At 65.1% G+C, this 25948-nt stretch carries 23 protein-coding genes, 2 pseudogenes and 1 riboswitch; of the genes and pseudogenes, 15 read left to right on the top strand and 10 right to left on the bottom strand.

Features of this window, described 5'->3' with window-relative positions:
• Positions 1 to 74: 74 nt before the first annotated feature.
• The 7 genes from nuoF to G6N73_RS04890 all read right to left on the bottom strand — a co-directional run bounded on the left by nuoF (position 75) and on the right by G6N73_RS04890 (position 6309).
• Positions 75 to 1379 carry an NADH-quinone oxidoreductase subunit NuoF gene (gene nuoF / locus G6N73_RS04860; RefSeq protein WP_165024333.1) on the bottom strand — a complete coding sequence of 435 codons (1305 nt, stop codon included), beginning with the start codon at positions 1377 to 1379 and terminating at the stop codon, positions 75 to 77.
• Positions 1379 to 1990, bottom strand: coding sequence for a hypothetical protein (locus tag G6N73_RS04865; protein ID WP_165024106.1), 612 nt, complete (start codon positions 1988 to 1990; stop codon positions 1379 to 1381). Before G6N73_RS04865 ends, nuoF begins: the two co-directional genes overlap by 1 nt.
• An 18-nt stretch (positions 1991 to 2008) precedes the next feature.
• Complete coding sequence (locus tag G6N73_RS04870) at positions 2009 to 3295, bottom strand: NADH-quinone oxidoreductase subunit E (protein ID WP_165024108.1); 1287 nt, start codon at positions 3293 to 3295, stop codon at positions 2009 to 2011.
• Between the two features lie 271 nt (positions 3296 to 3566).
• Entirely contained in the window at positions 3567 to 4757 is a 1191-nt protein-coding gene (locus G6N73_RS04875; protein WP_165024110.1) for an NADH-quinone oxidoreductase subunit D, read from the bottom strand.
• An 8-nt stretch (positions 4758 to 4765) separates the two neighbouring features.
• Complete coding sequence (locus G6N73_RS04880; protein ID WP_165024113.1) at positions 4766 to 5368, bottom strand: NADH-quinone oxidoreductase subunit C; 603 nt, start codon at positions 5366 to 5368, stop codon at positions 4766 to 4768.
• 6 nt (positions 5369 to 5374) lie between these two features.
• Positions 5375 to 5953: a NuoB/complex I 20 kDa subunit family protein gene (locus G6N73_RS04885; protein ID WP_165024115.1), complete on the bottom strand. Its 579-nt coding sequence runs from the start codon at positions 5951 to 5953 to the stop codon at positions 5375 to 5377.
• Positions 5944 to 6309, bottom strand: coding sequence for an NADH-quinone oxidoreductase subunit A (locus G6N73_RS04890; protein WP_165024118.1), 366 nt, complete (start codon positions 6307 to 6309; stop codon positions 5944 to 5946). Before G6N73_RS04890 ends, G6N73_RS04885 begins: the two co-directional genes overlap by 10 nt.
• A 368-nt stretch (positions 6310 to 6677) precedes the next feature.
• On the opposite strand from G6N73_RS04890, the gene G6N73_RS04895 reads away from it, so the two are divergent.
• The gene (locus tag G6N73_RS04895; protein WP_165024120.1) at positions 6678 to 7889 is read left to right on the top strand and encodes a winged helix-turn-helix domain-containing protein; all 1212 of its coding nucleotides are present in this window, start codon (positions 6678 to 6680) and stop codon (positions 7887 to 7889) included.
• Here G6N73_RS04895 and G6N73_RS04900 read toward each other — a convergent pair.
• Positions 7873 to 8319, bottom strand: a complete 447-nt coding sequence (locus tag G6N73_RS04900; RefSeq protein WP_165024123.1) for a hypothetical protein — start codon at positions 8317 to 8319, stop codon at positions 7873 to 7875. The two genes, G6N73_RS04895 and G6N73_RS04900, sit on opposite strands and share 17 nt — an antisense overlap.
• A gap of 187 nt (positions 8320 to 8506) precedes the next feature.
• A riboswitch (cobalamin riboswitch) is annotated at positions 8507 to 8708 on the top strand.
• A 38-nt stretch (positions 8709 to 8746) separates the two neighbouring features.
• Here G6N73_RS04900 and G6N73_RS04905 point away from each other — a divergent pair.
• From G6N73_RS04905 to G6N73_RS04935, 7 genes are read left to right on the top strand one after another with little or no spacing between them, the layout of a single operon-like run.
• Positions 8747 to 9172: a DUF1636 family protein gene (locus G6N73_RS04905; RefSeq protein ID WP_165024125.1), complete on the top strand. Its 426-nt coding sequence runs from the start codon at positions 8747 to 8749 to the stop codon at positions 9170 to 9172.
• Positions 9169 to 10206 (top strand): cobalamin biosynthesis protein CobW, encoded by a 1038-nt coding sequence (cobW, locus tag G6N73_RS04910; protein WP_165024128.1) that lies wholly within the window; start codon positions 9169 to 9171, stop codon positions 10204 to 10206. Before G6N73_RS04905 ends, cobW begins: the two co-directional genes overlap by 4 nt.
• 10 nt (positions 10207 to 10216) lie before the next feature.
• On the top strand, positions 10217 to 13960 hold the full coding sequence (locus tag G6N73_RS04915) for a cobaltochelatase subunit CobN (protein ID WP_165024130.1): 3744 nt from the start codon (positions 10217 to 10219) through the stop codon (positions 13958 to 13960).
• Positions 13957 to 15267, top strand: a complete 1311-nt coding sequence (gene cobG / locus G6N73_RS04920) for a precorrin-3B synthase (RefSeq protein WP_165024133.1) — start codon at positions 13957 to 13959, stop codon at positions 15265 to 15267. The genes G6N73_RS04915 and cobG overlap by 4 nt, the downstream gene beginning before the upstream one ends.
• 2 nt (positions 15268 to 15269) lie before the next feature.
• A complete protein-coding gene (locus G6N73_RS04925; RefSeq protein ID WP_165024136.1) occupies positions 15270 to 15899 on the top strand; it encodes a precorrin-8X methylmutase in 630 nt (209 codons plus the stop codon).
• Positions 15900 to 15901: 2 nt separating this feature from the next.
• Positions 15902 to 16633, top strand: coding sequence for a precorrin-2 C(20)-methyltransferase (locus tag G6N73_RS04930; RefSeq protein WP_165024335.1), 732 nt, complete (start codon positions 15902 to 15904; stop codon positions 16631 to 16633).
• Complete coding sequence (locus tag G6N73_RS04935) at positions 16630 to 17394, top strand: precorrin-3B C(17)-methyltransferase (RefSeq protein ID WP_165024138.1); 765 nt, start codon at positions 16630 to 16632, stop codon at positions 17392 to 17394. Before G6N73_RS04930 ends, G6N73_RS04935 begins: the two co-directional genes overlap by 4 nt.
• Here the strand turns inward: G6N73_RS04935 and G6N73_RS04940 are convergent.
• A complete protein-coding gene (locus G6N73_RS04940; protein WP_165024337.1) occupies positions 17358 to 18125 on the bottom strand; it encodes a cobalt-precorrin-6A reductase in 768 nt (255 codons plus the stop codon). The genes G6N73_RS04935 and G6N73_RS04940 overlap by 37 nt on opposite strands.
• Positions 18126 to 18582: 457 nt before the next feature.
• On the opposite strand from G6N73_RS04940, the gene cbiE reads away from it, so the two are divergent.
• The 4 genes and pseudogenes from cbiE to cobM all read left to right on the top strand — a co-directional run bounded on the left by cbiE (position 18583) and on the right by cobM (position 21337).
• Complete coding sequence (gene cbiE / locus G6N73_RS04945; RefSeq protein ID WP_165024141.1) at positions 18583 to 19809, top strand: precorrin-6y C5,15-methyltransferase (decarboxylating) subunit CbiE; 1227 nt, start codon at positions 18583 to 18585, stop codon at positions 19807 to 19809.
• Positions 19806 to 20000: pseudogene (locus tag G6N73_RS04950) on the top strand (cobalamin biosynthesis protein); the annotation flags it as partial. The gene cbiE and the pseudogene G6N73_RS04950, both read left to right, overlap by 4 nt.
• Before the next feature lie 414 nt (positions 20001 to 20414).
• A pseudogene (locus G6N73_RS36685) lies at positions 20415 to 20576 on the top strand (cobalamin biosynthesis protein); the annotation flags it as partial.
• Positions 20573 to 21337, top strand: coding sequence for a precorrin-4 C(11)-methyltransferase (gene cobM, locus G6N73_RS04960; protein ID WP_165024144.1), 765 nt, complete (start codon positions 20573 to 20575; stop codon positions 21335 to 21337). The pseudogene G6N73_RS36685 and the gene cobM, both read left to right, overlap by 4 nt.
• Positions 21338 to 21930: 593 nt before the next feature.
• On the opposite strand, the gene G6N73_RS04965 is transcribed toward cobM, so the two are convergent.
• Positions 21931 to 23028, bottom strand: a complete 1098-nt coding sequence (locus tag G6N73_RS04965; RefSeq protein ID WP_165024342.1) for a cobalt-precorrin-5B (C(1))-methyltransferase — start codon at positions 23026 to 23028, stop codon at positions 21931 to 21933.
• A 53-nt stretch (positions 23029 to 23081) separates the two neighbouring features.
• Between G6N73_RS04965 and cobA the strand changes: the two genes are divergently transcribed.
• Genes cobA through cobS form a run of 3 tightly spaced genes read left to right on the top strand, consistent with a single transcriptional unit; the run spans position 23082 to position 25930 of the window.
• Entirely contained in the window at positions 23082 to 23858 is a 777-nt protein-coding gene (gene cobA / locus G6N73_RS04970) for a uroporphyrinogen-III C-methyltransferase (RefSeq protein WP_165024146.1), read from the top strand.
• Positions 23855 to 25168 (top strand): cobyrinic acid a,c-diamide synthase CobB, encoded by a 1314-nt coding sequence (locus G6N73_RS04975; RefSeq protein ID WP_165024149.1) that lies wholly within the window; start codon positions 23855 to 23857, stop codon positions 25166 to 25168. The genes cobA and G6N73_RS04975 overlap by 4 nt, the downstream gene beginning before the upstream one ends.
• 3 nt (positions 25169 to 25171) lie before the next feature.
• Positions 25172 to 25930 carry an adenosylcobinamide-GDP ribazoletransferase gene (gene cobS / locus G6N73_RS04980; protein ID WP_165024151.1) on the top strand — a complete coding sequence of 253 codons (759 nt, stop codon included), beginning with the start codon at positions 25172 to 25174 and terminating at the stop codon, positions 25928 to 25930.
• Positions 25931 to 25948: the final 18 nt, after the last annotated feature.

Here is a 25948-nt window from a genome sequence, read left to right on the forward strand (position 1 = left end):
TTCGCCGTTTTTCCGTTCGTCCCGTCCTTGGTATTTCTCTGATCGGACCTTCGGCCCGCACTTTCTAAGTCGTTCTATTCCGCCGCAACCAGCACCGGCTCGGCCCGGTGCGCATGCCGTGTGAATTCGTCGATGCGCCGCTCGATCTCCGGCCGGAAATGCCGGATCAAACCCTGGATCGGCCAGGCCGCCGCGTCGCCGAGCGCGCAGATGGTGTGGCCTTCCACCTGCTTGGTCACATCGAGCAGCATGTCGATCTCGCGCTTCTGCGCCTCGCCGCGCACCAGCCGCTCCATCACCCGCCACATCCAGCCGGTGCCCTCGCGGCACGGCGTGCATTGGCCGCAGCTCTCGTGCTTGTAGAAATAGGAAAGCCTGGCGATCGCCTTCACGATATCGGTCGATTTGTCCATGACGATGACAGCCGCAGTGCCGAGGCCCGATTTCAGGTCGCGCAGCGCGTCGAAATCCATCGGCGCATCCATGATCTGCTCGGCCGGCACCAGCGGCACCGAGGCGCCTCCGGGAATGACCGCCAAAAGATTGTCCCAGCCGCCGCGAATGCCGCCGCAATGGCGGTCGATCAATTCCCGGAACGGGATCGACATCGCTTCTTCCACGGTGCACGGATTGTTGACGTGGCCGGAGATGCAAAAGAGCTTCGTGCCGACATTGTTGGGCCGGCCGAAGGATGAGAACCATGACGCCCCGCGGCGCAGGATGGTCGGCGCGACAGCGATGGATTCGACATTGTTGACCGTCGTCGGGCAGCCATAGAGGCCGACATTGGCCGGGAATGGCGGCTTCAGCCGCGGCTGGCCCTTCTTGCCCTCGAGGCTTTCGAGCAGCGCAGTCTCCTCGCCGCAGATGTAGGCGCCGGCGCCGTGATGGACGTAGATCTCGAAATCGTAGCCGTTCTTGTTGTCCTTGCCGATCAGGCCGGCGTCGTAGGCTTCGTCGATCGCCCGCTGCAGCGCCTCGCGCTCGCGGACGAACTCGCCGCGCACGTAGATGTAGGCTGCCACCGCACCCATGGCGAAGCCGGCGATCAGGCAGCCTTCGACCAGCGTGTGCGGATCGTGCCGCAAAATATCGCGGTCCTTGCAGGTGCCGGGCTCGGACTCATCCGCGTTGACGACGAGATAGGAGGGCCGCCCGTCGCTCTGCTTGGGCATGAAAGACCATTTCAGCCCGGTCGGGAAGCCCGCGCCGCCGCGCCCGCGCAGGCCGGACGCCTTCATCTCATTGACGATCCAGTCGCGCCCCTTGGCGATGATCCCGGCGGTGCCGTCCCAGTGCCCGCGCGCCATCGCGCCCTTGAGAGACCGGTCGAACCGGCCGTAAATGTTGGTAAAGATGCGGTCCTTGTCGCCTAGCATCATTTCTGGCCCCCGGCATCGTTTGCGCCAAGCAGCTTCCTGGCGATGAATTCGACAATGATCCCGCCGCCGACCATGTAGCCTGCACCTTTGAGCAGAAGCACGGCAACGGCGCTGAAGTCCTGTTGCTGAAAGCCGTCCTTGAAAGCGGTCTGAACACCCCATTCTGCGCCCATGACCATTTGCGGGCTGATGAAGGTGGAGTAGACGAAATAACACAGGCCGATGGCAGAGCCGATAAGGAAGGCCGGCGAGCGAAAGAGTTGCGTGCGCAAGGTGTGCACATTGTTGAGCGACTTCCGCAGGCCGTTCATGGCGAGATAGCTGAAAGCGCCGAACAGGACGGGGGCAAGCATCAATCCAAATACGTCACGCTTGCCGTCGTAGATCAGATAGCCGAGCGCGAGCAAGACAGCGATCGCGGCGCCGTATTTTGGCCAGTGCACCTCGATATGAGAGCCATGGAATGTCGGCCGCTCGGTCTCGCCCTCTCGGTAGATGACATGCGGCGAAGCCTGCTTCTGCAAGGGCGCGCCGGCGCTGCTGGCGAGCGGCCGCGCAGCTTGAAAGCGCTGTGCGCCCTCCTGTCCTCGCTTGCCGAATACCGTCATCGCCCTTCCTCTAAGCTATCAGACCGGCTTCTTGCCGAAGACGCGGATGTATTCGGCGACGCCGCCCTTGGCCAGCGCCTTGGCTTGCCTGACCCAGTCGTCGCGCTCGATGCGGCCCTTGAAATTCAAGTAGCCGTCGACCCATTCGCGCTCGGCCTTCTTCCACGCGGCGATCTGGCCGAACGTGTAGATGCCGAGCGAATGCAAGGTGGCTTCGATCTTGGGGCCGACGCCGGAAATCAGCTTGAGATCGTCGACCGCCGCCGGTTTTTCGATGCCCGCCGGCCGGTTCTTGTCATCGAGCGATGGTTTTGACCCAGGTGCGCGCACTGGCGCTGCGTCGACTTCCTTGCCCACTACGCCGATCGGCTCTCCGTGCAGCAATTCAGGCGACTTGAACGCCGCCGCGGGCCCCGCGATGGCGATCGGATGCTTCCGCTGCTTCATCGCCTTTTCGACCGATTCGGCGGCCTTGTTGGCGACTACAGGGTCGGGCCGTGGCGTGCTCGCACTGACGGCGGCCTCGGCCTTCGGGCTCGTCTTGACCGGCGATGGCGATTTCACCGTGTTGTTGGTTTCGGCAGCATAAGTCTTGGGCTTTGCCGCCTTCGACGGCGGAATCGATGCACCCGCAGCCTTTGCTTCCTTCGCGGCGGTCTTGGCTACCTGGTCGCGGGATGCTTTCAGCACCGCGCTCTCATCTTTCAGCGTCGTCAGCCCGGACATCGGCGCGGAATAGATCCGGCCGTTCTGCGGCCCAGGCGTCACTGATGCGCCCTTGCCCGCTTCGAACGCGTCGATGATTTCGCCGAGCCGTTCGGGCGTCAGATCCTCGAACGTATCCTTGAAGATCATCACCATCGGCGCGTTTACGCAGGCGCCGAGGCATTCGACCTCTTCCCAGGAGAGTGTGCCGGCCTGATTGGTGTGAAACTGCTCGTGATGGATCTTCGAGCGGCACACATCCATCAGCGCTTCCGAACCGCGCAGCATGCACGGCGTCGTCCCGCAGACCTGCACATGCGCGCGGGTGCCGACCGGCTTAAGCTGAAATTGCGTGTAGAAGGTCGCGACTTCAAGCGCGCGAATATAGGGCATGTCGAGCATATCGGCGACGTGCTCGATGGCCGGCTTGGTGACCCAGCCTTCCTGCTCTTGAGCGATCATCAGCAGCGGGATTACCGCCGACTGCTCTCGGCCCTTCGGATATTTCTTGAGCCATTGTTTGACCGCCGCAGAATTCGCCTTGTTGAAAGCGAAGGCTGCTGGCTGGACGGCTGGCTCTGCGAGACGGCGGACGGACATTAGAAGCAAGGCTCACAAATGACATAGTGGGAGTATTTTGGATTGTCGATCAACGACAGATGTCCAAAGACCAGAGCGACGTGTGCGGATATCAGTGTTGCGACGACACCAACGCCGCACGCGACAAACTTAGCGATGCCTGCGATTTCTGATTGAATACTCCATGGGCGGAACCAGAGCACGAAAGTAGTCCCGATCAGCAAGATCGCGGCCGCAGGACCGAACGACACTGCGATTATTTCCAGCCTTAGCGGAAGGGGTGTATCCGGTATCACCGATCCACCTCCCCGAAAACGATATCGATTGAGCCGAGAACGGCGGAGACGTCGGCCAGCATGTGACCGCGGCAGAGGAAATCCATCGCCTGCAGATGCGCGAAACCGGGCGCGCGCAGCTTGCAGCGGTAGGGCTTGTTGGTGCCGTCGGAGACGAGATAGACGCCGAACTCGCCCTTAGGCGCCTCGACGGCGGCATAGACCTCGCCGGCCGGTACGCGGTAGCCTTCGGTGTAGAGCTTGAAATGATGGATCAGCGCTTCCATCGACCGCTTCATGGCGGCGCGGTTCGGCGGCACGACCTTGCCGTCGAGGTTCGATACCGGCCCCGCGCCATCCTTGCTCAGCAGCAGGTTGACGCACTGGCGCATGATCTTGGCCGACTGGCGCATCTCCTCCATGCGGATGAGATAGCGGTCGTAACAGTCGCCGTTCTTGCCGACCGGAATGTCGAATTCCATCTCCGGATAACATTCGTAGGGCTGCGACTTGCGCAGATCCCAGGCCGCACCCGAACCGCGCACCATCACGCCTGAAAAACCCCACGCCCAGGCGTCATCCAGCGAGACCACGCCGATATCGACGTTGCGCTGCTTGAAGATGCGGTTTTCGGTCAGAAGCTCATCGAGCTTCGCCACCGTCTGCAGGAACGGATCAATCCATTTGCCGATGTCTTCCACGAGCTTCAGCGGCAGGTCCTGGTGCACGCCGCCCGGCCTGAAATAGGCAGCATGCATGCGCGCGCCGGAGGCCCGCTCGTAAAATACCATCAGCTTTTCGCGCTCCTCAAAACCCCAGAGCGGCGGCGTCAGCGCGCCGACGTCCATCGCCTGCGTGGTGACGTTGAGGAGATGGGACAGGATACGGCCGATCTCGGAATAGAGCACCCGGATTATCTGGCCGCGGCGCGGCACGTCGATGCCGAGCAGCCGCTCGACCGCCAGCGAAAACGCATGTTCCTGATTCATCGGCGCGACATAGTCGAGCCGGTCGAAATAGGGGATCGCCTGCAGGTATGTTTTCGCTTCGATCAGCTTTTCGGTGCCGCGGTGCAGCAAGCCTATATGCGGATCGACGCGTTCGACGACCTCGCCGTCCAGCTCAAGCACAAGACGCAAAACGCCATGCGCGGCCGGATGTTGCGGGCCGAAGTTGATGTTGAAGTTGCGGACGTTTGTTTCAGCCATGGGCGCGTTCACTGCTTGGCTTTTTCGTCGCCGGGCAGCACGTAATCCGTGCCTTCCCATGGCGACAAAAAATCGAAATTGCGGAATTCCTGGCGCAGTTCGACAGGCTCGTACACCACGCGCTTGACCTCGTCGTCGTAGCGAACCTGGACGAAGCCGGTCAGCGGGAAATCCTTGCGCAACGGATGACCCTCGAATCCATAGTCGGTAAGGATGCGGCGCAAATCCGGATGTCCGGAGAACAGAATGCCGTAAAGATCGTAGGCTTCGCGCTCGAACCAGTCTGCGCCCGGAAACACTTCCGTCACCGAAGGCACCAGCGTGTCCTCGTCAGCCATCACCTTGACGCGGATGCGCTGATTCTGGCGCGGCGACAGCAGATGATAGACCACGTCGAAACGCTTTGCGCGGGACGGATAATCGACGCCGCAAATATCGATGATCGAGATGAACTGGCACTGCACGTCGCGGCGCAGAAAATTCAGCACCGCGACGATATCGGCCGGTTCGACCGAAAGCGTGAGTTCGCCGTAAGCGACTACGGCATCGCCGATCTGGCCATCCAGCTTTTCGCGGATATAGGCCGCGAGATCGTTGAGGGCTTCATTCATGTCGGCTCACCGCTCGATCGTGCCGGTGCGGCGGATCTTCTTCTGGAGCAGAAGGATGCCATAGAGCAGCGCCTCGGCAGTAGGCGGACAGCCGGGGACGTAGATATCGACCGGCACGACGCGGTCGCAGCCGCGCACCACCGAATAGGAATAGTGATAATAGCCGCCGCCATTGGCGCAGGAGCCCATCGAGATGACGTAACGCGGCTCGGGCATCTGGTCGTAGACCTTGCGGAGCGCCGGCGCCATCTTGTTGGTCAGCGTGCCGGCGACGATCATCACGTCCGACTGGCGCGGCGATGCGCGCGGCGCGATGCCGAAGCGCTCGGCGTCATAGCGCGGCATGGAGATATGCATCATCTCGACGGCGCAGCAGGCGAGACCGAACGTCATCCACATCAGCGAGCCGGTGCGCGCCCAGGTGATCAGCGCTTCCGACGAGGTGACGAGAAATCCCTTGTCGGACAGCTCATTGTTGAGGTCGCCGAAAAACGCGTCGTCCGACCCGACCGGCTTTCCCGTGTTCGGGTCGATGATGCCTTTCGGCCTGGGTGCTACCAGCGCGGAACTACTGTTCAATTCCATTCCAGCGCTCCCTTCTTCCACTCATAGACAAACCCGATGGTCAGCACGGCCAGGAACACCATCATCGACCAGAAGCCCAGCATGCCGATCTGGCCGAACGAGACCGCCCAAGGAAACAGGAACGCGACTTCGAGATCGAAAATGATGAACAGGATGGAAACCAGGTAAAAGCGGACATCGAACTTCATGCGCGCGTCGTCGAACGAGTTGAAGCCGCATTCATAGGCCGACAGCTTTTCCGGATCGGGGTTGCGGTAGGCCACCAGGAACGGCGCCGCGACCAGCGCCAGCGCCACGGCCAGGGCAACGCCAATAAAGATGACGATGGGAAGGTATGAACCGAGAAGCGTGTTCATGCTCCGACTTTCCGTTGGCGGCCGTTCGCTTTCCGCTCCCGGCCGTTCGACCTGATTATAGCACTTAGTCCTATCGTGAAACCGCGACAGCTTGACCGGGTGAAGCCGCGCCTGAAACCATGCTGCATTGCGGCGAGGGTTAGCGCACGCACACATGTGAAGCAAGTCAAACGTTGGCCGAATCGGGGCGGCGTCGATCGCTTTTCGGCGAATCTAAGTGCAGGAGCGCCGGTTTGATTTCCTTCCTATTCTACTCCACTTTTTCTCCTGACATAAATCTTGCTGAAACGCTGCTAGGCTGGACCTGATCGACCGATTCCCGTTGATGCTGGACAGCCCTGTTCGATGTTTTTCCGGACTGCCGAAGAATGAAGGAAACGATATCCGTTGCGATGGCGCGGCGCATCGCGCTTGCCGCGCAAGGTTTCGCCGAACCGCGGCCGGCAACCGCCATCGCTCGGCGGCATCTCGCCAAGATTCAAGGCCGCATCGGCCTGTTGCAGATCGATTCCGTCAGCGTCGTCGTCCGGGCGCATTACATGCCGCTGTTTTCACGGCTCGGTCCGTATGATCGCGACCTGCTTGACGGAGCGGCTTCCGGCAGGAAGCGGATGCTGTTCGAATACTGGGCGCATGAAGCCTCCCTTCTGCCAGTCGAAACCTGGCCGCTGATGCGCTGGCGCATGGACCGCGCAGCCAATAATGAGGGCATATACGGCCGCCTCGCCCAATTCGGCCGCGAGCGCGCCGATCTGATTGAGCAAACCTACCGCAAAGTGGCCGCCGACGGCCCGGTCGCCGCATCCGACATCGACGGCGCCAAGGGCTCCGGCGGCTGGTGGGGCTGGAGCGACGAAAAACACGCCTTCGAATGGCTGTTCTGGGCCGGCCGCATCACCACCGCCTCGCGCCGCGGCTTCGAGCGGCTGTACGATCTTCCGGAGCGCGTGATCCCGGCAGCCATATTCGAGAGCCCTGCCCCCGAACCAGCCGACGCCCATCGCGAATTGCTGCGCATCTCGGCCAGGGCGCTGGGCATCGCCACCGTCGGCGACCTGCGCGACTATTTCAGGCTCTCGCCCGCCGACGTGAAGGACCGCGTCCCGGAACTTGTCGAATCAGGCGAGTTGCTGCCGGTCAGAGTCAAAGGCTGGAAGCAGCAGGCCTATCTTCATAAGGACGCCCGCGTCCCCAGGAAGGTTTCCGCACGCGCTTTGCTTGCGCCATTCGACCCGCTGGTGTTCGAGCGCTCACGCGCCGAGCGGCTGTTCGACTTCCACTATCGCATCGAGATCTACACGCCCGCCGAAAAACGCCGCTTCGGCTACTACGTCCTGCCGTTCCTGCTCGGCGACACCATCGCCGCCCGCGTCGACCTCAAGGCGGACCGGCCGGCCGGCGTCTTGCGGGTGCTTGCCGCCTATGCCGAGCCCGGCGCGCCGCCGCACACCGCCGCCGAACTCGCCGAGGAGCTGCGCCTGATGATGAACTGGCTTAAGCTCGAGCGTATCGAGATTGTGCCTGCGGGCGACCTCGGACCGGCGCTGGCGGATATAGCCGAAGCTAGTCACTTAAGTTGATTGCCGATGGGTTCGGCTGCTCAGCCGGCGACGATCGTTCGAAGATGGCCTTCACGCGCATTTTGCTGCCGTCGCTTTCCACGATATGCATCATCAGAATCAGACGCCCCCGACGCATCTTAAAACCTGTGGCCACCTCGCGCGCCACAACCTGCCCGGATTTGGATCGGGTCCATTTTCCAGAACCGACAAGGGCGTCGTCGCCCTCGGTGAGTATTTGGGTAAGAGGCGCAGACCAGCCGTTGCTGGCGTTAACCCAGAACCCTTGTTCCTTGCGGCTTATGGAAATCGTGCAATCGTCGCAATGGCCGCCGGTCGAGAAGACTTGCCGCCAAACGCCAAGGAACTCCTTTTCCGATGCAACGGCTTGGCCTTTGACTGAAACCGTCAGCCACATCGCAAGAAGGATGGTTGCAAAAATTCTCAGCATTGAACTCCCCCGGGGAACGCTGCATCGAACATACTGGAAACAGCCTAAGGTTGCATTGAACGGGCCATTAAAATTGTCGACTTATCGCGTCCCCTCTAACCATGCATTCGGCTTGCTCGCCTGGCCCCTACAACAACCACGACACGATCCGCCGTAACGCCGCGTTGACAGCAACGAGCCCGGACGCCTAAATTCCCGGCCAGACGGTCCTCCTCCCGCAAAGGGGGAGGCTAAGAGGGAATGCGGCGCGGCTTTTCCGGCCAACTCCGCAGCTGTCCCCGCAACTGTAAGCGAAGAGCCGAAGGCCGAAAACCACTGGGATGTTCCCGGGAAGGCGGCCAAGGCGACGACTCGCGAGCCAGGAGACCTGCCGTCTGACGAAATATCCGACCGCCTGGCGGGTGTCCCGGGCAAGGAGCATGATGACTTGAAGGTCGACGGCATTTTTCCGCAACAGGGCGGGGACGCAGGCGATGACGGCCATGCCGGCATCACGGTCGTCGTCTGCTCGTCCTGCCGCGACGAGACCGGCTCCGACGCCCGCCCGCGCGCCGGCGAAGTTTTGGGCGACGCAACGCGCATCGCGGCAGAAGACACCGATATCAGCGTTAAACAGATAGAATGCCTCGGCAATTGCAAGCGCCGCCTGAGCGCCGCCATTCTGCGCGACGGCTCGTGGAGCTATGTCTTCGGCGACCTGACGCCGGAAAGCGGCCCGGACCTGATCACCGGCGCAAAACTCTTCGCCACCTCGACGGACGGCATCCTGCCCTGGCGCGGCCGCCCCGACAGCCTCAAGCGCGGCCTCGTCGCACGCATCCCTCCCCTCGACCTCCTGAAGGAAAATTCATGACCGCTTCCGCCGCCCGCGTTCCCTGCACCGTCGTCACCGGCTTCCTCGGCGCCGGCAAGACCACGCTGATCCGCCACATTCTCGAAAACGCCAACGGAAGGCGGCTGGCCATCATCGTCAACGAATTCGGCGACATCGGCATCGACGGCGAGATACTCAAAGGCTGCGGCATCGACGCCTGCCCGGAAGAAAACATCGTCGAACTGGCCAATGGCTGCCTCTGCTGCGCCGTCGCCGACGATTTCGTGCCGGCGCTCGACCAGATCCTGGCGCTGGAGCCGAAGGTCGACCACATCATCATCGAGACCTCCGGCCTCGCTCTGCCGAAGCCGCTGGTCCAGGCGTTCCAGTGGCCGTCAGTGAAGAGCCGCGTCACCGTCGATGGCGTCGTCGCCGTGGTCGACGGCCCGGCACTGGCCGCCGGCAAGGTCGCATCCGACCTCGACGCCCTGCAGGCACAGCGCGTGAGCGACGATTCCCTCGACCATGACGATCCGGTCGAGGAGGTGTTCGAGGACCAGATCGCCTGCGCCGATCTCGTCATTCTTTCCAAGAGCGACCTGCTCGACGACGTCGGCAGCGCGCGCGCTCACGCCGTGATCGGCGAACACCTCGCGCGCTCGGTCAAGATCGTCCCGACCTCGCAGGGCAAGGTCGATCCGTCGGTTCTGCTCGGCATGGGGCTGGCCGTCGAGGACGACATCGAGAACCGCAAGACCAACCACGACGGCGAACTCGACCACGAGCACGACGACTTCGACAGTTTTATTGTCGAGCTTCAGGCGGTCTCCAACCCTGACGACCTCGCAAAACGCGTCGCTGCCGCTGCCGACGAGGAGAACGTGCTGCGGGTAAAAGGCTTTGTCGATGTCGGGGGCAAGCCGATGCGGCTCCTGGTCCAGGCCGTCGGTCCGCGCGTCAATCATTACTACGACCGCGCCTGGACCGCCGATGACGACCGCCGTTCGCGGCTGGTGGTGATCGGGCTGAAGGGCCTGAACAGACCCGCCATCGAGCAGATTTTGGTGGGATAAAAGCTCGGCCATGCACATCCTGACCACGACATCCGCCTCGCTCGACGATCTGGTCGAGCCTGTCGATCTGCGGCAGACGCCCGCGGATATCGTGGCGTTGTCTTTTACGGACAGCGATCTGGCCGGGCTGGCGGCAGCGTGGAAAGCCGACGCTGCAAGCCTGCCTTCGATGCGGCTGGCGGCGCTGCGCGACCTGCGCCATCCCATGTCCGTCGATCTCTGGATCGACAGCGTCGCCGCCCACGCGAAAGTCATCCTAGTGCGCATTCTCGGCGGCTACGACTGGTGGCGCTACGGCTGCGACCGGCTTTCTGCGATCGCCCGTGAAAACGGCGTCAAGCTGGCGCTGCTGCCCGGCGAATGCCGTGACGAGGATCTGCGCCTCATCGAATGCTCGACCCTGCCGCGCGCCGAGCTCGACGCCCTGCTCGGCTATTTTCGCGAAGGCGGCCCGGAAAACATGCGTGGCCTTGTGCACCGGCTTTCGGCGCTCGCAGGCCGCGAGACGGCAGCATCAGCGCCGGTTTCAGTGCCGAAGGCCGGGTTTTATGATCCGGGAAAAGCCGTCGTCGATAAAGTGGATGCCTTCTTCGCCGAAGGCGCTCCTTCGCACCCCCCCCTGTCCTGCCCGACATCTCCCCCTCAAGGGGGGAGATTGGCTGGCCGCTATGTCGGCTCCTTCTTTTCTCCGGAAGATGCGCCGCACACGTCAAAGATTGGCGAAAGCGCCAATGAAGGCCCAATCTCCCCCCTTGAGGGGGAGATGTCCGGCAGGACAGAGGGGGGTCGGTACAGAACCGGGCGCGGCGATGGACATAAGACTGCCCCCATCATCCCCATCCTCTTCTACCGTTCCATGCTGCTTGCCGCCGACGTCGCCCCCATCGACGCGCTGTTCGCCGCACTGCGCGAGCGAGGCATGGCCCCCGTCCCGATCTTCGTCTCAAGCCTGAAAGACCCGGCTTCCGTCGCCTTCGTCGAAACCGCCCTCGCCGATCTCGCGCCCTCGGCCATCGTCACCGCAACCGCCTTCGCGACCGGCGCCGAGCCCGGCGTCGAAACCCTGTTCGACCGCGCCGGCGTGCCGGTGTTCCAGGTCATTGTCGCAACCACCCGGCGCGAGGCCTGGGCGGAAAGCCAGCGCGGCCTCGCTCCGGCCGATCTCGCCATGCATGTCGTTATGCCCGAACTCGACGGCCGCATCCTCGCCGGAGCCATCGCCTTCAAGGCCGAGACCGAAGCCGATGCAGCGCTCGCCTTCAGGGCTTTCGCCAACCGCCCCGAGCCGGACCGGGTGGCGCAGGTCGCCGACCGCATCGCCGCCTTCATCCGCCTGCAGCGCACGCCGCGCGCGGAGCGGAAGATCGCGGTGCTGATCCCGGACTACCCCAGCGCGCCCGGCCGCACCGGCTACGCCGTCGGCCTCGACGTGCCCGCAAGCGTGCTCGCCATGCTGCACGATCTGAAGCAACAGGGCTATCACGTTGAGAAGATTCTCGAATCGCCGCGCGCGCTTCTGAAGCTGCTTGAAGGCGGCGATCACGCCTTACGCCTGGAAGACTATGTTGCCCTCTCCGCCGATTTACCCTCCGAAGCGCGCAAGTCCGTCGAAGCCGCCTGGGGCAAGGCAGAGGCTGGGATGGTCAAAGCTGATGTACCGCACCGCCCCTCATCCCCCTGCCGGGACCTTCTCCCCGTAAGGACGGGGAGAAGGGGAAGCTCCAACGCCGACGCCCCCCTCTCCCCGTCCTTACGGGGAGAGGGTAAGGGTGAGGGGCGGGAGCTCAGTCCAAAAGCTGGGCCATGCGACCCTGACAGGAGCAAGCCAGCCTTTCCCTTCCGCGCCGCCACCTTCGGCAACGTCACCGTGACCCTCGCCCCCGATCGCGGGCGTTCGGTCGACCGCCGCGCCGACTATCACGACCCCACCTTGCCTCCGAGCCACGCGCTGCTCGCCTTCGGCCTCTGGCTGCGCAAATCGCTCGGCATCCACGCCGTTGTCCATGTCGGCGCTCACGGCACGCTGGAATGGCTACCGGGCAAGACCGTGGCGTTGAGCAGCGCCTGCTTTCCCGAAATCGTCACTGGCTCCCTGCCCGTCATCTATCCTTTCATCGTCAGCAACCCCGGTGAAGCGGCGCAGGCCAAGCGACGCATAGCGGCCATCACTATCGGCCATTTGCCACCCCCGCTCGCCGAGGCCGGTCTCGACGACAACCAGCGGACGCTGGAACGGCTGGTCGACGAGTACGCGCAGGCCGACGGCCTCGACCGCCGCCGCCGCGACCGCCTCGCCAAGCTGATCGTCGAAACCGCCGCCAAGACCGGCCTCGCCATGGAAGCCGGCGTGGCGAAAACCGACGCGCCCGACGAGGCGCTGCGCCGCATCGATTCCTGGCTCTGCGACCTCAAGGACTTTGCCATCAAGGATGGCCTGCATGTCTATGGCCGCGCTCCCGATGGCGAGGCCGACGCAATCCGCCGCCAGAGCGCCGCTGCCGAACGCGATGCGCTGATCGCCGCGCTCGACGGCCGCCACATCACCGCCGGCCCGGCAGGCGCGCCGGCGCGTGGCCGCACCGACGTCCTGCCGACCGGCCGAAATCTGTTCACCGCCGACCCGCGCACAATGCCGACGCCGACCGCCTTCGATCTCGGCCGCGCCGCCGCCGAGGAGATGCTGCTCCGCTATCTGCAGGATCACGGCGACTGGCCGCGCTCGCTGGTCATCGACCTGTGGGGCAGCGCCTCGCTGCGCACCGGCGGCGAAGAAATCGCCCAAGGCCTGTTCCTCATGGGCTGCCGACCGCAATGGGATGCTTCGACCGGCCGTGTCACCGGCATCGAAGTGCTGCCGCCAGCCGCGGTCGGCCGGCCTCGCGTCGACGTCACCTGGCGCATTTCCGGCCTGTTCCGCGACATGTTCCCGACCCAGATCGCGCTGATCGACGCAGCCGCTGCCGCCGTCGCCGCGCGAGACGAGGAGGCTTCCGAAAACCCGCTCGCCGCCGAAGCCCGCGGCACCGGAAAGACGCCCTCGCGCATTTTCGGCTCCTCCCCCGGCACATACGGCGCCGGCACCGAGGATCTGCTGGCGCGCGGCGATTGGCAGACGCGCGAGGAAATCGGCAGCGCCTATCTGGAAGCCACGTCGCACGCCTATGGCGGAGCCAGCGGCGAAGGCGTTTCGGCGCCCGGCGCATTCGCGGCCCGCATCGCCGAGGCCGACCTGCTGGTGCACACCGGCGACGACCCTGGCCGTGACATTCTCGAAGGCTCAGCCGATGTCGCCTTCATCGGCGGCTTTTCGGCGGCACTAGCGGCGTTGGGCAGGAATGCCGATGTCGTCGTACTCGACACGACCGACCCGGCGCGCCCCCGCCCCCGCTCAATCACTGAAGCGGTAAGCCGCGTCGTTCGCGCCCGCGCCACCAACCCGCGCTTCATCGACGGCCAGATGCGGCACGGCCCGCGCGGCGCATCCGAATTCGCCGAGACCGTCGACCGGCTCGTCGGCTTCGCCGAGACCACCAACGCCATTCCCGGCGCGCTGATCGAGGCGGTCCACGACGCCTATCTCGGCAACGAAGAAGTCCGCGCCTTTCTTCTCCGCGAAAACCCGGCGGCCGCAAAAGTCATCGCCGAGCGGTTCGCCTCGGCGCGCCGGCGCGGCCTGTGGCACCCGCTGCGCAACTCCGTCGACGATGACCTCGCGGCCCTGATCGCCGAGGCGCGAGCACTGGGGGCGGCATGACCTTCTCCCGCCGCGGCGCCTGCCCAGCACTGTCCGCGCCGATGCAGACCGGCGACGGCCTGCTCGTCCGGCTCAACCCCGTTGCTGGAGGCGTTTCGCCCAACGCACTGATCGGTCTGTGCGAATCGGCCGCGCGCCACGGCAACGGCATCATGGAAGTCACCGCCCGCGGCAGCCTGCAGTTGCGCGGCCTGACCGCCGAATCCGCACCGCTTCTGGCCGCCGAAGTGGATCGGCTCGGCATTGTGGTCCGGACTGGCATTCCGGTCGAGACCGGGCCGCTTGCGGGGCTCGACCCGCAGGAGATCGCCGACCCGCGCCCGCTGGCGGAGCGTATCCGGGCAGGCGTCAAGGCTGCCGACCTGGGAAACCGCCTCGGCCCGAAGGTTTCCGTCGTCATTGATGGCGGCGGGCGGCTGAGCATGGACACGGTGCTCGCGGACGTCAGGCTGGTAGCGGAACGGCAGGGTGCCGAAGTTTTCTGGCGACTGGCGGTTGGCGGCGACGGCACAACCAGCCCGCTCGCATCGTTGCCCGAACTAGCCGCCGCCGACGCCACGCTTGCCATCCTCGCTGCCATCGCAGCGCTCGGACGGGAGGGGCGGGCGCGAGACCTGACGCCAGAGCGATTGGCCAGCTTGGCGCTGGCGTCGAATGGTTCGCAAGATCGCTCCTCTGTACCTCTCGGCATCTTCCCCCTTGCCGAAAGCCAATACGCCCTCACCATCGCCCTGCCCTTTGGCAGCATGCCGGCCGAAACCCTCATCGCGCTGGCAAACGCGGCTGCCTCGCTCGGCGCTTCAGAAATCCGCTTCGCCCCGCGCCGCACTTTGCTCGTCCTCGGCCTTTCCGAACCCGCCTGCGCCGAACTCCGGAGCGCCGCCGCATCACTTGGCTTCGTCACCGATCCCGCCGACCCACGCACCAAAATCGCCGCCTGCCCCGGCGCGCCGGCCTGCGCGTCCGGCCACATCGCAACACGAAAAATAGCCGAAGAGATCGCCAAAGAGGCCGGCGACATTTTTGACCCAACTTTCTCCCTCCACGTTTCAGGCTGCGCCAAGGGTTGCGCCTATCCGGCTGAAGCATCGCTGACGCTGACCGGCGGCGAAAAAGGAGCCGGACTTGTCGTTTCGGGAACGGCCAAGGGGCTTCCGGCGGCCTACACGCCGGGCTATGAAGCCGCGCGCGGCTTCGGCCGGGTTGCCAAGCTTCTACGAAATCAGCGCAGGCCGGGAGAAACCACCGCGTCCTGTCTTGCGCGGCTGGGCGAAACCCGGATCGCAGCGGCTTTTCACCAAGGATAACAATGTCTTACGACTATATTCACGACGGTACGGCGATCTATGAGCGCTCCTTTGCGATCATCCGCGCCGAAGCCGATCTCAGCCGGTTTTCAGAGGCCGAGGCCGATGTCGCGGTGCGCATGGTGCATGCCTGTGGGCTCGTCGAGGCGGCGCAACACTTTGTTTTCTCTGAAGGTTTTGTCGCGGCGGCGCGAAATGCCCTGCTTGCCGGTGCGCCGATATTCTGCGATGCCGAAATGGTCGTGCGTGGCATAACCCGCGCGCGTCTGCCGGCCGATAACGAAGTTATCTGCACCCTGCGCGACCCGCAAACTGCTGAAATCGCAATGGAAATCGGAAATACTCGATCAGCAGCCGCGATGCGGCTTTGGGGCGAGCGCATGGCGGGCTCGGTGGTGGCGATCGGCAATGCGCCGACCGCCTTGTTCTATCTGCTGGAAATGCTGCGCGACGGCGCGCCGAAGCCGGCGGCGATCATCGGCATGCCGGTTGGGTTCGTAGGCGCTGCCGAATCCAAGGATGCGCTGGCCGAAAACTCCTACGGCGTGCCCTATGCCATCGTGCGCGGCCGCCTCGGCGGCAGCGCCATCACGGCTGCAGCCGTCAATGCACTAGGGAGGCCAGGCCTTTGAATATGCACGCAAAAGGCCGCCTGGTGGGCGTCGGCACCGGACCCGGCGATCCTGAATTGCTAACCCTGAAAGCCGTGCGCGCGCTGGCCGAAGCCGACGTGGTCGCGCATTTTTCCAAGCGCGGCAGCAACGGCAATGCGCGCGCCATCGTCGGCGCGCATCTGCGGCCCGTGTGCATAGAATTGCCGCTCGTCTATCCCGTCACAACGGAAATAGATAAGGATCACAATGACTACCGCTCCGCGATAGCCGATTTCTACGAAGAATCTGTTCACAAAGTCGCGGAACACCTCGAAGCCGGCAGAATGGTCGCGGTTCTGTCCGAAGGCGACCCGCTTTTCTACGGGTCGTACATGCATCTCCATGTGCGCCTCGCAGACCGCTTCCCGACAGAGGTCATTCCCGGCGTCACCGCGATGTCGGGCTGCTGGTCGCAGGCCGGCCTGCCGATCGTCCAGGGCGACGACGTGCTCTCCGTCCTGCCGGGCACGATGAGCGAATTCGAGCTGACGCGCCGGCTTGCCGACACGGACGCGGCGGTCATCATGAAGGTCGGCCGCAACCTGCCGAAGATCCGCCGGGCGCTCGAAGCAACGGGCAAGCTCGCCCGCGCGGTCTATGTCGAGCGCGGCACGATGGCGAACACCGCGTCGATGCCGCTGGCCGACAAGGCGGACGACGACGCGCCCTATTTCTCGATCGTGCTGGTGGCCGGCTGGGTGGGGCGGCCGTGAGCGGAAAGATCCTTGTCGTCGGGCTCGGCCCCGGCAATGCCGATCAGATCACGCCCCAGGCGAGCCGGGCGGCTGCGGAAGCCGAGTTCTTCTTCGGCTACGGACCCTATGTCAGCCGGCTGGAGCTTCGGCCTGACCAGACGCGGATTGCTTCCGACAATCGCGAGGAGCTTTCGCGAGCCAAGGCCGCGCTGGAGAAAGCGGCCGAAGGCGCGAAGGTCGCTGTCGTCTCCGGCGGCGATCCCGGCGTGTTCGCCATGGCCGCAGCCGTGTGCGAGGCGATCGAGGCCGGCCCAAAGGAATGGCGGGACATCGACCTGATTGTGGTGCCCGGCGTCACCGCCATGCTCGCGGTCGCCGCCCGCATCGGCGCGCCGCTCGGCCATGATTTCTGCGCCATCTCGCTGTCCGACAATCTGAAGCCGTGGAATCTGATCGAGGAGCGGCTGCAGGCTGCCGCGGGCGCCGGCTTCGTCATCGCGCTCTACAACCCGATCAGCAAGGCACGCCCCTGGCAACTCGGCCGCGCCTTCGAATGTGTGAGCGCAATCCTGCCCGGCGACACACCCGTCATCTTCGGCCGTGCCGCCGGACGCCCCGACGAGCGGATAGAAGTGTTTCCGCTTTCGAAAGCCGATCCGGAAAAGGCTGACATGGCGACCTGCGTCATTATCGGCTCGCCCGAGACAAAAATCATCGAACGCGGCGAGCGACCCGCTTTGGTCTATACGCCGCGCTTCTCGGCCGGTCCCAGCCAATGATCGACCTTTTCCAGAAGCTCCTCGACGCTCGCCGCGGCCGGTACGTCCGGCAGCATCGGCCTGCGGAACAGCATCACTTCGATGCCAAGCTTTCGCGCCGCGGCGATCTTGCCGTAGGTTGCGCTGCCGCCGCTGTTCTTGGCGACGATCGCGTCGACGCGGTGGGTTTTCAGCAGTTCCAGTTCGTCCGCCTCGGCGAACGGCCCGCGCGCCAGAATGTAGGTCGCGTCGGGCACGTCGAGCGGCGGCTCGACCGGGTCGACGCTGCGTATGACATAGGCGTGCTGCGGGGCGGAGGCGAATTCGGCGATCTCCTGCCGGCCGAGCGCCAGGAAGACTTTTCGCGGCTCAGGTCCGAGGGCTTTCACGGCCTCCGCCGCATCGGCGACCAGCGTCCAGCGGTCGCCTTCGACCCGCTCCCATGCCGGACGGCGCAGCGCGAATATCGGGACACCAGCAATCTCCGCCGCCTCGGCGGCGTTGCGCGAAATGTTCGCCGCATAGGGATGCGTCGCGTCGATCAGCAGATCTATTTGCTCCTCGCGCAGATAAGCGGCCAGTCCTTCCACCCCGCCAAAGCCGCCGCTGCGCGTCGGCACGCCCTGCGCGACTGGACTTTCCGTGCGCCCGGCAAGAGACAGGGTGACAGCGAGATCGCCGCGCTGCGCAAGCTTGCCGGCCAGTTGCCGGGCTTCGGTGGTTCCGCCGAGGATGAGGATTTTTTTGGCCAAGTTGCGCCGCGCCCAATGGAATCTGCCCCTCACCTTTACCCTCTCCCGATCGCCGCGTCAGCGAAATCGGATGGAGACGAGTGTCTAGCACCGGCGGCCTTCAAGAGCGGCCATTCTGACCCGACTCTGATTTCACCACCGTCGAGGCATGGATTCCCGACACTCTCCGCTCGTTCCTCGCTCACGAGGTCGGGAATGACGAGTTGCGTTTATGCCTCCGCCAATCTCCAACCCCGGCGATTTGCTGAAGCCTCCGCCAATCTTCACCGCTGGCGATTTGCGGAAGCCTTCGCCAATCGATTTGCGGAAGCGCCCCATGCAGCCGTCATTCCCGACCTCGTGAGCGAGGAACGAGCGGAGAGTGTCGGGAATGAATGCCTCGACGTTGGCTGCATCAAAACCGGCGAAGAACAGCCGATACCCGGAGCCGTAGCTTTCCGACAGGTTGGGGCCTGAGATGACAAACTCACCAGCCACATCCAAATGGCTCACCATCGTCGGTATCGGCGAGGATGGCGTGGAAGGTCTTGGCGACGAGGCCAAGCGCTGCATTGCTGATGCGGAGATCGTCTTTGGCGGCAGGCGGCACCTTGCATTGGCGGCTCCGTTGGTGAAGGGCGAAGCCCGCGCGTGGCCGACGCCGTTCGATCCGGAAATGCGCGATGTGCTGGCGTTGCGCGGCCGGAAAGTCTGCGTGCTGGCTTCCGGCGATCCTTTTTTCCATGGCGTCGGCGCGACGCTGGCGCGTCATGTCCCTGTCGACGAGATGCGGGTCATTCCAGCGCCGTCGGCCTTTTCGCTGGCCGCAAGCCGGCTCGGCTGGCCGCTGCCGGACATCGAGACCGTATCGTTGCATGGCCACCCGATCGATCTGATACGCCCGCTCCTGCATCCGAAAACGCGCATCCTGGCCTTGACCTCCGACGCCGATGGCCCGGCGGCGATTGCAAAGCTGCTCACGCAACTGGGCTTCGGCGCGACGCGCCTGACCGTGCTGGAAGCTCTCGGCGGTCCGAACGAGCGGCTGCGCTCCATGCAGGCCGATGCGTTCGATCTGGAAGAAATAAATCCGCTCAATGTGTTGGCGCTGGAAATTGATTCGTCGCGCGATGCGACACTCCTGCCTCTGACGCCGGGCATGGCCGACGATCTGTTCGAGCATGACGGCCAGATCACCAAGCGCGAAGTCCGCGCGATGACGCTGGCGGCGCTGGCCCCTCGGCGCAGCGAATTGCTGTGGGACATCGGCGCGGGTTCGGGTTCAATCTCGATAGAATGGATGCTCGCGCACCCTTCCCTGCGCGCCATCGCCATCGAAGCCAATCAGGATCGCGCCGCCCGCATCCGCCGCAATGCAAGCGCATGCGGCGTTCCCGGCCTGAGCATCGTCGAGGGCCGCGCGCCGGCGGCGCTGGCCGGGCTGGAAACGCCCGACGCGATCTTCATCGGCGGCGGCGGAACCGGACCGGGCGTCATGGAAGCGGCGATCGCCGCCCTGCCCTCCGGCGGCCGGCTGGTGGCCAATGCGGTCACGCTCGAAATGGAAGCGCTGCTGCTGGCGCGCCAGGCCGAGCTCGGCGGCGAGCTTACACGCATTTCCGTGTCGCGCGCGGCGCCGGTCGGCTCCATGCAAGGCTGGCGGCCAGCCATGCCGGTCACGCAATGGTCGTGGGTGAAGCCATGATCGTTGCGGGGATCGGATGCCGCAAAGGCGTGAGCACGGCGGAGGTGATTGCCGCCGTGGAAGCGGCGCTGGAAGCGCATGGGCTCGCCGTGAGTGCCCTGTCGTCGCTGGCGACCACTGCGTTCAAGCGGGACGAGGAGGCGATATTTGCTGCAGGACGCGAGCTTGGGCTGCCGGTGTTTGTGGTGGAGGATGAAGCGCTCTTGCTCGATGCGGCAGCGCCGCCCCTCACCTGCCTGCCGGCATCCTCTCCCCGTATCCTTCGACAAGCTCAGGACGGAGAGGAGAGCCTGCATGACGGATTTCTCCAATCGCCGACGTTGCAAGTTCAGCACGGAGGCCAAAGCCAGACTCCTTCGCCACGCGCCATCGCAAGTGATTCAAGCGAGACGCTGACGACTCCCTCCCCCTTGAGGGGAGGGATAGAGGGTGGGGGTCAACAACGCTCCAATCGTCGGCGAGGGGACGTCCCTTTGCGAAGACCGGACCCGGCCTTCATACCCCCACCCTCTATCCCTCCCCTCAAGGGGGAGGGAGGCATCGACGCTGCGCTCTACGATCAGTGCGATAGCCGTGCCCCCGGCAGGAAGAATGAGGGCATCAGCACCCTCACCCACTCCGCACGTTCCCAGGCTGTGGCCGGCTCGCCCTCCGTCTCCGAAGCCGCCGCGCTGGCCGCCGCCGGCGAAGGGGCGCGTTTGCTAGGCCCGCGCATCGTCGTCGGCCAAGTCACCTGCGCGCTCGCAACATCGGGAGATGCGGCATGACGGTCCATTTCATCGGCGCCGGTCCGGGCGCGGCCGACCTCATCACCGTTCGCGGCAGCAGACTGCTGGAACGCTGCCCGGTCTGCCTCTATGCAGGCTCGATCGTCTCACGGGAGTTGCTGGACTATTGCGCGGCCGGGGCGAAGCTGGTCGACACCGCGCCGATGTCGCTCGACGAGATCGAGGCCGAGTATGTGGCCGCGCATCAGGCCGGCCACGATGTGGCGCGCCTGCATTCGGGCGATCTTTCCGTGTGGAGCGCGGTGGCCGAACAGATCCGCCGGCTGGAAAAGCACGGCATCCCCTATACAATGACGCCCGGCGTCCCCGCCTTCGCCGCCGCCGCGGCAGCGCTCGGCCGCGAGCTGACCATCCCCGAAGTTGCGCAAAGCCTGGTGCTGACGCGCGTATCGGGGCGCGCCTCGCCGATGCCCTCGGGCGAGACGCTTGCAGCCTTCGGCGCGACCGGTGCGACGCTGGCGATCCACCTTGCCATTCATGCGATCGACCGCGTGGTCGCGGAACTGACGCCGTTCCATGGCGAGGACTGCCCGGTGGCGGTCGTGTTCCACGCATCATGGCCGGACGAGCGGGTCGTGCGCGGGACGCTGGCGACAATCGCGGCCGAACTGGAGAAAGATCCGATCGAGCGAACGGCAATCATTTTTGTCGGCAAATCGCTGGCGGCGGAGGGCTTTCGCGAGAGCTCGCTTTACGATGCGTATTATCAGCGCCGTTTCCGGGGCCGGGAGGGGCTATGATGCCAATGTTCGACATCGCCCTCCTTGCCGGTTCAGCGCCGCCCCGCCTCCCGGCATCCTCTCCCCGTGAGGGGAGGGATAAAGGGTGGGGGTGGAAACCACGCCGATCGCCTCCGAACCACCCTCTTTTTGAGTCAAATCGGACAAGAAAGCTGCCTTCATACCCCCACCCTCTATCCCTCCCCTCAAAGGGGAGGGTGTCGTCAGCGCCTCATTCCAACTATATGCGATTGCCCTGCCGTGAACGGGGAGAGGGGCGCCTTCATCGCGGGTTTTGCCACTCGTTGGCGGCCGTTGCCGCGATGGGGACGAAGTGCGTCCTTCGAGGCTCGCTTCGCTCGCACCTCAGGATGAGGGAGGTTTTTGCCCGCGTTCCTTTTCCTGAAGAGACTTTGGCCTGCGCAGCTATTCCTGAGGGGGCTCTGGCCGGCATCGATTTTTCTAAAGAGGCTTTTGCCGGCGTTTTTCGTCTCAAAGCGCTCGCATTCCCGAGTCAGAGAGGCAGGCGCACAACGTCCCTTATCCTGAGGCGCGAGCGCAGCGAGCCTCGAAGGACGCACTGCCGCATAAATCAACGCCCCGAACAATTGGGGCTATTCCCGATCTCCGGTGGGAGCAAACGGCTTGTGCCCCATCAACTCCCCCTCACGATTGAAGATCAGGATTTCGAGTTCGATTCCCGGGTCCTTCAGCACCGCCGCAGCCGTGCGCCAGGCGCCGGCGGCGATCGCCTCGCCGATCGGAACTCCGGCCGCCGTCGCCTCGGCGAAGGCTTCGGCGACGGTGTTGGCGGTACGGATTTTTCCGGCCAGCTCAACGGATGCGCCGGCTTGCAGCGCGGCCGCCGCCAGCGCGTCGAGGTCGGCGGCGCCTCGCTTGGAGTGCAGGTCGAGCATGCCTTGCGCCAGCTTGGTCATTTTTGCCACGCCGCCGGCGATCGTCACGCGCGGCACGGGATGATCGCGCAGATATTTCAGCATGCCGCCGGCAAAGTCACCCATGTCGATCAACTGCACCTCGTGCAGCTCGTGAAAATCGCGGGCGGCAATCTCGGACGCGTTGCCGGTGGCGCCGGAAACGTGGGTAAAGCCCATGGCGCGGGCGACGTCGATGCCGCGATGGATCGAGTGGATCCACGACGAGCAGGAATAGGGGATGACGATGCCGGTCGTTCCAAGGATGGAAATGCCGCCGAGAATGCCGAGACGCGGGTTCAGCGTCCGCTCGGCCATCTTCTCGCCGTCTGGCACGGAAATCTCGACCTCGAAATCGGCCCTCTCGCCCGCCACTTCGGCAATCGCGGCTGCGATCATCTTGCGCGGCACCGGATTGATCGCCGGCTCGCCCGGCGGGATCGGCAGGCCCGGCCGCGTCACCAGGCCGACGCCCTCGCCGCGCCGGAATGTGACGCCGGAACCCTTCGCGCCCGGCCGCACCGTGCTTTTGACAAGCGCGCCGTGGGTGACGTCGGGGTCGTCGCCGGCGTCCTTGACGATGCCGGCCATCGCCTCGCCGTCTCCTGCATGGGACGTCGCCAGGGCAAAGGCCACGCGCCGACCGCCGGGCAGCGTGATCTCGACCGGGTCGGGAAATCTGCCGGCGAGAAGGGCCGCGCAGGCCGCCTTGGTCGCGGCGGTGGCGCAGGCTCCGGTGGTCCAGCCGCGCTTCAGCGGGCGATCTTCAGTTTCCATGGCGCGATCTATAGGCTTGCCGAAGCCGCCCGTCATCGTCGAAAGCGGCATCCATGAGTCTCGAAAAAGCCATTGCCCGCCTGAACCACGCCCAACCGGTGCTCGAGCCCGGCCATGTCTGGCTGGCCGGCGCCGGCCCCGGCGATCCCGGCTGCCTGACGCTCGACGTGCTGTCGGCGCTGGACCAGGCCGACGCGCTGGTGCACGACGCGCTGGTGTCGGAGGAGATCATCGCCGTCGCCGAGCAGGCGGAGAAATTCTATGTCGGCAAGCGCGGCGGCAGGCTGTCCATCCCGCAGGACGAGATCAACGCGATCCTCATTCGCCTGGCCACGGAAGGCCGCAGGGTCGTCCGGCTGAAGGGCGGCCATCCGCTGGTGTTTGCGCGCGGGGGCGAAGAGGCATTGGCGCTGGCGGCGCAAAACATTCCGTTTCGCGTCCTCTCCGGCGTGACGTCGGCTTTCGGCGGGCTCGCCTCGGCGGGTATCCCGGCGACGATGCGCGGCGTCAACGGCGCGATCATCCTCGCCACGGGATTTGCCGCGGTGAGCGACGACCGCCCGGATTGGGCAGCGCTGGCCCGCACCGGCCAGCCGATCATCATCTATATGGGATTGACCCATATGGCGGACACGGTCGAGGCCTTGCGCGCCGGCGGATTGCCGGACGATATGCCGGCGGCGTTCGTGGAGAACGCGACGCTGCCGCATGAACGCACGATTGTCGCGACGCTGGGCACGCTGGTCGAGACGGCGGCGCGGGAAAACGTGATCTCCCCGGCGCTGATCGTCATCGGCGGCATTGTCGCCCTGCGCGAGAAGCTGCGATGACTGCCCGCGGCCTCATCATCGGCGCGCCGCGCTCCGGCTCGGGAAAAACCAGCGTCACTATAGGCATTCTGCGCGCGCTGACGCGGCGCGGTATCGCCGTGCGCGGCGCCAAATCCGGACCGGACTATATCGACCCCGGCTTTCATGCCGCCGCCACCGGCCGGCCCGGCGTCAATCTCGACAGTTGGGCGATGCCGCCTGCGCTGCTCAATTCGCTGGCCTCGGAGGCCGCCCGCGACGCGGAACTGGTGTTCCTCGAAAGCGCCATGGGCCTGTTCGACGGCATACCCGGCGAGCCGGGCCGCTCCGGCTCGGCCGCCGACCTTGCCCGGCTCTACGGCCTGCCGGTGCTCTTGGTGCTCGACGTTTCCGGGCAATCGCAGACGGCGGCCGCGGTGGCGAAGGGCTTTGCCGCTTACGATCCGGAGGTGCGCATCGCCGGCGTGGTGCTGAACCGGCTGGGCAGCGAGCGCCATCGCCGCCTTGCCGGCGACGCAGTCGAGGCGCTCGGCATGCCGGTGGTCGGCGCGATCCTGCGCGACCCGACGCTCAATTTGCCCGAACGCCATCTCGGCCTGGTGCAGGCGGAAGAGCATGCTGACCTGATGACGCATCTCGACCGCCTCGCCGACATGGTCGAGCGCTCGCTCGACCTCGACGCGATCATGGCGCTGGCTGCGCCGATGCCTTCGGCGGCGGCGGATTTTTCAGGCGCTCTGCCGCCGCCCGGCCAGCGCATCGCGCTGGCGCAGGACGCGGCTTTCACCTTCCTCTATCCGCATCTGGCGGCGCATTGGCGGGGTGCCGGTGCGGAGATCGTGCCGTTCTCGCCGCTCGCCGACGAAGCGCCGCGCGAGGATTGCGACGTTTGCTGGCTGCCCGGCGGCTATCCCGAACTGCATGCGGGTAAGCTTGCGGCCGCAGAGAATTTCCGCGCCGGGTTGAAAAGATTCGCCGAGACGAAACCCATTCATGGCGAGTGCGGCGGCTTCATGGTGCTGGGCGAGGCGCTGGAGGACGCAGAGGGCGAAACGCATGAAATGCTCGGCCTGCTCGGCCATTCCACAAGCTTCGCGAAGCGCAAGATGAACCTCGGGTACCGCCAGGCGAGATTGCTGGCGGATTGCCCGCTCGGGCCGGCGGGCGCGGTGGTGCGCGGCCACGAGTTCCATTACGCGCAGATGACCGCGCCGGGAAGCGACGACAGGCTGGCCGAACTCGCCGACGGGCAAGGCAACCCGCTCGGCGCGTTCGGCGGCCGGCGCGGCCACGTCACCGGCACCTTCTTCCACGCGATAGCAAGGGGCTGACGCATGCCGTCCCTGCAAAAACTTGTCAGCGACATCGCGCTCTGCCTCGTCTTCTTCACGCGGCTGCCGCTGCCGCATTTCGAGACAAAGGACAGCGTTTTCGCGCGTGCGATCTGGGCCGCGCCTGTCGTTGGCCTGGCCGTCGCGCTGATCGGCGGGGTCGTCTACGCCCTAGCCGCATTCCTCGGTCTTGCCGCCGGCCCGGCCGCCGCGCTGGCGCTTGCCGCGGCGATGGCCGCCACCGGCAGCCTGCACGAGGACGGGCTGTCCGACACCGCCGACGGTTTTGGCGGCGGCAAGGACCGTGAGAAAAAGCTGGAAATCATGCGCGACAGCCGCATCGGCGCCTATGGCGCATGCGCGCTGGTCTTTTCGGTGCTGCTGCGCTGGAGCGCGATTTCCGAACTTGGCAGCCCCATCGCGGTCTTTTGCGGGCTGATCGCCGCGCACGCCGCGTCGCGGGCGCTGCTTCCCGCCTTCATGCAGATGCTGCCGCCTGCCCGCACCGACGGGCTGTCGGCCGGCGTCGGCGCGATCTCGTCCGACACGGCGATTGCCGCGGCCGCGCTCGGCGCGCTGGCGCTGCTGGCGCTTGGGCTATCCGGCGCGGTCGCAGCCGCACTCTGCCTCGGCATCGTTTTCTTCCTGTTCCGCGCTCTCTGCCTCAGCCAGATCGGCGGCCAGACCGGCGATACGACCGGCGCGTTGCAGCAGGCCGGCGAAATCACCGTGCTTCTCGTCGCTTCCGCCGTCTTCATTTGACTCTTTTCCGGAGAAATT

This window comes from Allomesorhizobium camelthorni (assembly GCF_011045125.1).
Classification (GTDB): Bacteria; Pseudomonadota; Alphaproteobacteria; order Rhizobiales; family Rhizobiaceae; genus Allomesorhizobium; species Allomesorhizobium camelthorni.